Source organism: Streptomyces sp. NPDC045701 (genome assembly GCF_056432045.1).
In genome coordinates this window covers 26,288-33,796 of record NZ_JBWKJV010000042.1, presented here as the reverse complement: position 1 = coordinate 33,796, position 7,509 = coordinate 26,288, and the positions used below count along the sequence as shown (strand labels likewise).

Here is a 7,509-nt window from a genome sequence, read left to right as displayed (position 1 = left end):
GTTCTTTTTTGGGGGGGGCGGTGGGGGGGGGGGGGGGGGGGGGGGGGGGGGGGGGGGGGGGGGGGGGGGGGGGGGGGGGGGTTTTTCCCCCCCCCCGCCACTGGAAGGGGTGAATGCTCGTAACTTTCCTGCACCCGTCGCGTTTCGACGCGCTACTGGCGGATTTACCCGGTCAGCCGTTCGGGAAGACCCAGGGGTTCGGGCGGCACTTGATGCCCTCGACCTCCAGGGACTTGGTCTGCTGCTGCATCACCGGCGCCAGGGCGCCCGGGGTACGGCAGTTCACGTGGTTGTGCCCCAGCCGGTGCCCGACCTCGTGGTTGATCAGCATCTGCCGGTACGTGTGCATGGCCTTGACGCCGTACGTCGCCGAGCCCTGCGCCCAGCGGTAGGCGTTGATCATCACGCGCTCGGTGGCGGCGGAGTCGCACGAGACGTTGTCCACGGTGGTGTCGAGCCCGGACTTGGCGCACCAGACCCCGGTGGTCACCGGGCTCGCCAGGGTGACCACGAACTCGGCCTCGCCGCTGGACACGCGCTCGAAGGTCATGGCACCGCCGTGCGCCCAGCTGCGGTCGTCGTTCAGGGTCTGCTGGACCGCGCGCGCGAACAGCCCGGCGTCCAGCCCGAGCCCCTTCTCGACGTCGATCCGGTAACGCACCTTGCGCCCCTTGCCGGGCGCCCGGTCGGTGCCCGGCACGGCCTCGAACTCGCCGGGTCCCCTGAACTTCGGGTCGAGCGGGAAGGGCTTCGCCATCAGCTGCTCGTACGTCACCGGGGCGGCCCGGCGCGCGGGCGGCGGCGGGGCGGGACGCTCGTCGGAACGGGCGGAGCGGCCGAACCGGGCGTCGCCGCCCTCGGCCTGGGCGCGGCCGGCGGCGCCGCCCGGCGGGCGGGCGGCGGAGTCCTGCGCCCCCGCACCGGTGACCTGCCCGGCCACGACCACGGCGAGGACGGTGGTGACGGCGGCCGCCGCGATGCCGGTGACCGTACGCCCCTTGCCCGCCGCGCCCGGACGGCCCTTGGGGTCGCCGGCGTCGAGCGGGGGCTGCTCGGGCCCGCCGGGCGGCGTCCCGCGCGAGGCGCCGTCGAACGCCTCGACGAACTCGCGCCGCGGACCGGGTATCCGGGCGCCCGCGCCCACCCCGGTGGCCGGACCGCCGAAGCGCCCGCCCGGACCGGAGGGACCCCGGCCGCCCGAGGAATCCTGACCGCCCTCGCCCGCAGGACCCCGGTCCGCGGGGCGGCCCGGTGCGGCCGGTACGCCGCGCCGGCCGCCGCCTCGGCCCGCCTCGGCCCGCACGGCGCCCGGCTCGGGCTGCTCGGGGTGGCCGCCGCGCACCTGCTGCTGCGCCCCGGCCTGGGGCGGCGGGGCAGCGTGACGGTGGTGGGAGGGGTGCGGTTCCGCGGGCGCCGCGGCGGTCCTGCGCCGGCGCCCGGTACCGGGACGCTCCCCCTCGCGTACCGCGGCGGTGGGCTGCGCTGCCTGTTCGGAGCCCTGAGGTACGGGGCCTTTGCGGCTATGTCGTCCCACGCCCCGGATCAGCTCCCGTCGTTGTCGTCGATGCCGGCGGCGCCGTCGGGGCGGTCGGGGCGGTCGCCGCCACCCCGGCCGTCGCCGATCAGCTCCCGTACGGCCTGGGCGACCGTCTCCGGGTACTCCATCATCGCGACGTGCCCGGCGTCCGGAAGCGTCAGCAGCCGCGAGTCGCGGAAGGCGGCCGCCGCCTTGCGCGCCATACGGAACGATATGAGCCGGTCCCGCCCCCCGTACACCAGGAGCGTCGGCGCCAGCACCCGCTCGGCCTGCCGCCACAGCCCGTGCTGACCGCCCAGGGTGTAGGCGTCGACTATGCCCCGCGCCGAGCGGGCCATGGCGTCCCAGAAGTACGGCAGGCTCAGGCGCCGCTCCATCTCCTCCACCGCGTTGCGCAGGCCCTCGTCGGTGACCCGCCCGGGGTCGCCGTAGCAGAGCGCGAGGACACCGCGCACCCGCTGCTCCGCCGTCCAGTCCCGGGTGACGCGGGTGAACAGGGACGCGACGCCGGGCAGCGCGAGCAGCGCCGTCGGCCAGGCGCCCCGCTGGGCCCGCAGCTCCGGCAGCGCGGGCGAGATCAGCGTCAGCGTCCGGACCAGGTCGGGCCGGACCGCCGCGACGCGGGTGGCCACGGCCCCGCCCAGCGAGTTCCCGATCAGGTGGACGGGCCCGCGCCCACCGGCGTCCAGCAGCCGGATGACCGCGCGGGCGTGCGCCGTCAGGGAGTAGTCGCCGTCGTCGGGCGGCGGGGAGTCACCGAAGCCGGGGAGGTCGACCGCCTCGCCGTCCACGACGTCCTCGAGCAGCGGCATCAGGGCGGACCAGTTCTGGGAGGAGCCCCCCAGCCCGTGCACGTACAGAGCGGGCGGCAGCCCGGTACGGTCCGACGGCCGGTGACGCACGTTCAGCGTCAGTCCGGGCAGCGTCACGGAGCGCAGCCGCTCCCCCTCCGCGACCCGGACGGCGCCCACCCGCGGCCCCGCCGCGGTGGCGGCGACGGCTTCCGGCAGCTCGGTCGAAGACATGCGCCAATGTTACGAGACGATCACATGCCCTCAGATGTGTTCGCCGTCACAGATCGCATAGCGCCGGAAGGGGGTACCTCCTAGGCTCGTACGTGAGGGCATGTCGCCCAGGCCCCCGCACGCCGATGTGGATCCGCCCAGTGAAAGGGAGCCCATGACCGTCGACCCGACCGACCCGGAGACCTTCGAACCCGACGAGAACGGCGGGGCGACCGTCCCGCTGGACGACGAGACGCCGGAGGCCGACGCCGCCGAGCAGCACCGGGATGTACAGGAGCGCACCGACGAACCGCTGACCCGCGTCGATCCGGCCGTCGCGAACGAGGCCGACGCGGCGGAACAGACCCGTGTGGTGACGCTGGACGAGGACGACTACCGGTGATTTAGTCGGTTTAACGTTGAATCTCCGGCTGTCCGGGCGGTCCGGTACGTGAAATTCTGCGCTCGCAGCGCGCACAGCCGGGTTACCCAAAAGTACGATGGCGGCGCGGCGCAGAGCGCGCAACGATCGATTTTGGGAGGCGGCGTGACAGCCATCGAGCAGACAGAGGCGGCGCGCCCGCGGGGCACGCGCCTGCCGCGCCGAGCCCGACGCAACCAGCTCCTGGGCGCCGCCCAGGAAGTGTTTGTCGCACAGGGGTACCACGCGGCCGCGATGGACGACATCGCGGAGCGCGCGGGCGTCAGCAAGCCCGTGCTGTACCAGCACTTCCCCGGGAAACTGGACCTCTACCTGGCACTGCTCGACCAGCACTGCGAGTCGCTGCTCCAGGCCGTGCGGACCGCGCTCGCCTCCACCACGGACAACAAACTGCGCGTGGCGGCCACCATGGACGCCTACTTCGCGTACGTGGAGGACGAGGGCGGCGCCTTCCGCCTCGTCTTCGAGTCGGACCTGACCAACGAGCCGGCGGTGCGCGAGCGCGTCGAGCGGGTCTCGTTGCAGTGCGCCGAGGCGATCTCGGACGTCATCGCCGAGGACACGGGGCTGTCCAAGGACGAGTCGATGCTGCTCGCCGTGGGCCTGGGCGGTGTGTCCCAGGTGGTGGCGCGGTACTGGCTGTCCAGCGCGTCGCCGATCCCGCGCGACACGGCGGTCCAGCTGCTGACGTCGCTGGCCTGGCGGGGTATCGCCGGGTTCCCGCTGCACGGCTCCGAATCCCACTGATGATCGGTGTCGGCTCTCCGGGCTAATGTGTGCAGCGTACGGCGCGGCTGACCGCGCAACGCTGACCGTTCGGAGGGACATAGCCGTGGAGGTCAAGATCGGCGTGCAGCACGCGCCCCGGGAGATCGTTCTGGAGAGCGGTCTGTCCGCCGAGGAGGTGGAGCGCGCGGTGTCCGACGCCCTGGCCGGCACGACGCAGCTGCTCAGCCTGACGGACGACAAGGGCCGCAAGGTCCTGGTGCCGACCGACCGCATCGCCTACGTGGAGATCGGCGAGCCGGCGAAGCCGCGGGTGGGCTTCGGAGCGCTCTGAGCACTACGGAGTACGAGGAAGGGCCCGGCGGGTTGACCCGCCGGGCCTTTCCCGTGTCCCACGAGGAGGATTGCGTTTCACACGCATCGGGTAGTACGGCCTGTGACCGTTTTGCCCGCCCCCGCCCTCCGCGAGGTGATCCGCTTGTTCTGGGAAGCTGTCGGCGCCGTCGTGCTGGGATTCGCACTGTCCTGGGCGGCCGCCCACCGACTCGGCGACCGACTCCCGTCGCGCCGCGCGGTCCTCGGAACGGGTGTGCTCGGCTCGCTCTTCGGGGCGCTGATCACCCACGCGGCGCTCGGGCCGGACCACGCGCTGGGAACCGTGCTGGGCGCGGTCGCGGTCGCGGCGGTCGTACTCTCGCTGCTCCTGCGCCCGGCCCGCCGCCTGCGCCGCCCGGCGGCGACCCAGACCTGACGCGCGGTGCACCCCCGGGGCCCGGCCCCGGATCCGACGCCCTCGACTGGCGCCGTGGAACGGGGCCCGACGGGGCGGCGCCCGGTCAGGCGGCCAGCCCCAGCGCGGCCATGCGCCTGGTGTGCGCCTTGGTGATGCGGGAGAACATCTCGCCCACCGCCGCCAGGTCGAACCCGTCCGCGACGCCGCCCACGAGCATCGTCGACAGCGCGTCCCGCTCGGCGACCACCCGCTGGGCCTGCGAGAGGGCCTCGCCCATCAGCCGGCGCGCCCACAGCGCGAGACGGCCGCCCACCCGCGGGTCGGCCTCGATGGCCGCCCGTACCTTCTCGACGGCGAAGTTCCCGTGTCCGGTGTCGTCCAGCACCGCCAGCACCAGCGCCCGGGTGTCGGAATCCAGCCGGACGGCGACCTCCCGGTAGAAGTCACTGGCGATCGAGTCGCCCACGTAGGCCTTGACCAGGCCCTCCAGCCAGTCGGACGGCGCGGTCTGGCGGTGGAAGTCGTCCAGCGCCTTGGCGAAGGGCTCCATCGCGGCAGTCGGCTCCGCGTCGATCGCCGCCAGCCGGTCCCGCAGCCGCTCGAAGTGGTGGAACTCGGCCGACGCCATCTTCGCCAGCTCCGCCTTGTCGGCGAGCGTCGGCGCCAGCTTCGCGTCCTCGGCCAGCCGCTCGAAGGCCGCCAGCTCCCCGTAGGCCAGCGCGCCGAGCAGGTCCACGACGGCGGCACGGTACTGCGGCTCGGCGGAGGCACCGGCCCAGTCCTGGGCGGCGATTCCGGTCGGTTCGTCGGCGGCGGTGGAAGCAGCGGCGTTGTCAGGCGTCTCCATGGAGCGCACAATAGCCCGCCCGCCGCACGCCTGAAGGCCCTGGTCATCCACTGTGACCTCCCCCTCCTTGTGAATTGGCCCAACACACCTGCGCCGATCCGGGGTACAGTGGTATTGCGCCTGCTGAGTATGCAGTCATGTTCGTACGTACTCGGCGGGCCATCTCATGAATGAGGATGCCCGGTCGGTGGCCCGATCGGCTCCGACCCGACAGCCCTCCGTGCGCATGAGCCGCACATGAGGGGCCCCTCAGCGGTATGACGCTCGAGCGACGGCAGTGGTCCCGTGCCACCCGGCTGTGTTCCTGCCGGACTGCGGCCGCAGTCACCGGCACGGTAAGACCCCCAGCGTTCGCCTCATGCCGCGTCTCACAGAAGAGGCAGCACCCTGACTACGACTTTCCGAGAGCTCGGGATCCTTCCCGAGACGGCCGAGGCGCTCGAAGCCGTCGGCATCACGTCCCCCTTCCCCATCCAGGAGATGACCCTCCCGGTCGCGCTTTCCGGCAGCGACGTCATCGGCCAGGCCAAGACCGGCACGGGCAAGACCCTCGGCTTCGGTCTGCCGCTGCTGGAGCGCGTCACCGTCCCCGCGGACGTCGAGGCGGGCCGGGCCACGCCCGGGCAGCTGACCGACGCGCCGCAGGCGCTGGTGGTCGTCCCGACCCGGGAGCTGTGCACCCAGGTCACGAACGACCTGCTCACCGCCGGCAAGGTCCGTAACGTGCGCGTCCTCGCGATCTACGGCGGCCGGGCGTACGAGCCGCAGGTCGAGGCCCTGAAGAAGGGCGTCGACGTGATCGTCGGCACCCCGGGCCGCCTCCTCGACCTGGCCGGCCAGCGCAAGCTGGACCTGTCCAAGGTCAAGGCCCTCGTCCTCGACGAGGCCGACGAGATGCTCGACCTGGGCTTCCTGCCCGACGTCGAGAAGATCATCAACATGCTTCCGGCGAAGCGCCAGACCATGCTGTTCTCGGCGACCATGCCGGGCGCGGTCATCGGCCTGGCCCGCCGCTACATGTCGCAGCCGACGCACATCAGCGCCACCTCCCCGGACGACGCGGGGGCGACGGTCGCGAACACCAAGCAGTACGTGTACCGCGCGCACTCCATGGACAAGCCCGAGATGGTCTCGCGCATCCTCCAGGCCAACGGCCGCGGGCTCGCGATGATCTTCTGCCGTACGAAGCGGACGGCGGCCGACATCGCCGAGCAGCTCGAACGGCGGGGCTTCGCCTCCGGCGCGGTCCACGGCGACCTCGGCCAGGGCGCCCGCGAGCAGGCGCTGCGCGCCTTCCGCAACGGCAAGGTGGACGTGCTCGTCTGCACCGACGTCGCGGCACGGGGCATCGACGTCGACGGTGTCACGCACGTGATCAACTACCAGTCGCCCGAGGACGAGAAGACCTTCCTCCACCGCGTGGGCCGCACCGGCCGCGCGGGCAAGAAGGGCATCGCCGTCACGCTGGTCGACTGGGACGACATCCCGCGCTGGCAGCTGATCAACAAGGCGCTGGGGCTGGACTTCAACGACCCGGTCGAGACGTACTCGACGTCCCCGCACCTGTACGCGGACATGGACATCCCCGAGGGCACGAAGGGCATCCTGCCGCGTGCCGAGCGCACCCGTGCCGGTCTGGGCGCGGAAGAGGTCGAGGACCTCGGCGAGACGGGCGGCCGCGGTGCGCGCGGCCGGCGCTCGGACCGCCCGGAGCGCTCGGACCGCCCGGAGCGTGCGGAGCGCTCGGAGCGTGCGGAGGAGCGCCCGGAGCGTACGCCGCGTCAGCGCCGTCGTACGCGGAGCGGCGCCCCCCTCGGGGCCGAGGACGCGGCGACGCCGACCGAGACGGTCACCCCCGTGGCGGACGAGGCCCCGGAGCCCCGCACCCCGCGCCGGAGGCGGACCAGGACCCGTGCGGGCGCCCCGGCGGTGACGGAGGCCGTGGCCACCGCGCCGGTCACGCCCGCCGAGCCGGTCGCTGAGGAGCCCGCCAAGCCCCGCCGTACGCGTACCCGCAAGGCCGCCGAACCGGCCGCTGAGGTCGTCGAGGCCACCGCCACGGCCACCGAACCGGTCGCGGAGACCAAGCCGCGCCGTACGCGTACCCGCAAGGCCGCCGAACCGGCCGTCGAGGCCACGGAGACGGTGACCGAACCGGTCACCGAGACCAAGCCGCGCCGGACCCGTACCCGCAAGGCCGCCGAACCGGCCGTCGAGGCC

The 7,509-nt window shown here is 73.3% G+C and carries 8 protein-coding genes; 5 read left to right on the top strand and 3 right to left on the bottom strand.

From position 1 onward, the window contains the following. Nucleotides 1-172: 172 nt before the first annotated feature. The gene (locus AC07DW_RS28480) at nucleotides 173-1,534 is read right to left on the bottom strand and encodes a DUF3152 domain-containing protein (protein WP_478860538.1); all 1,362 of its coding nucleotides are present in this window, start codon (nucleotides 1,532-1,534) and stop codon (nucleotides 173-175) included. A gap of 8 nt (nucleotides 1,535-1,542) precedes the next feature. Next, complete coding sequence (locus AC07DW_RS28475; RefSeq protein WP_478860537.1) at nucleotides 1,543-2,562, bottom strand: alpha/beta fold hydrolase; 1,020 nt, start codon at nucleotides 2,560-2,562, stop codon at nucleotides 1,543-1,545. 154 nt (nucleotides 2,563-2,716) lie between these two features. Between AC07DW_RS28475 and AC07DW_RS28470 the strand changes: the two genes are divergently transcribed. From AC07DW_RS28470 to AC07DW_RS28455, 4 genes are all read left to right on the top strand, one after another. After that, on the top strand, nucleotides 2,717-2,944 hold the full coding sequence (locus tag AC07DW_RS28470) for a hypothetical protein (protein ID WP_478860536.1): 228 nt from the start codon (nucleotides 2,717-2,719) through the stop codon (nucleotides 2,942-2,944). 144 nt (nucleotides 2,945-3,088) lie between these two features. Then, entirely contained in the window at nucleotides 3,089-3,730 is a 642-nt protein-coding gene (locus tag AC07DW_RS28465) for a TetR/AcrR family transcriptional regulator (RefSeq protein ID WP_478860535.1), read from the top strand. Between the two features lie 85 nt (nucleotides 3,731-3,815). Then, nucleotides 3,816-4,043: a DUF3107 domain-containing protein gene (locus AC07DW_RS28460; RefSeq protein ID WP_478860534.1), complete on the top strand. Its 228-nt coding sequence runs from the start codon at nucleotides 3,816-3,818 to the stop codon at nucleotides 4,041-4,043. Nucleotides 4,044-4,187: 144 nt separating this feature from the next. Then, on the top strand, nucleotides 4,188-4,460 hold the full coding sequence (locus tag AC07DW_RS28455) for a hypothetical protein (protein WP_478860533.1): 273 nt from the start codon (nucleotides 4,188-4,190) through the stop codon (nucleotides 4,458-4,460). Nucleotides 4,461-4,545: 85 nt separating this feature from the next. Here AC07DW_RS28455 and AC07DW_RS28450 read toward each other — a convergent pair whose 3' ends face one another. After that, nucleotides 4,546-5,289, bottom strand: a complete 744-nt coding sequence (locus AC07DW_RS28450) for a ferritin-like fold-containing protein (RefSeq protein ID WP_478860532.1) — start codon at nucleotides 5,287-5,289, stop codon at nucleotides 4,546-4,548. Between the two features lie 480 nt (nucleotides 5,290-5,769). Here AC07DW_RS28450 and AC07DW_RS28445 point away from each other — a divergent pair. Next, a partial coding sequence (locus tag AC07DW_RS28445; RefSeq protein WP_478860531.1) for a DEAD/DEAH box helicase occupies nucleotides 5,770-7,509 on the top strand: 1,740 nt, incomplete at its 3' end.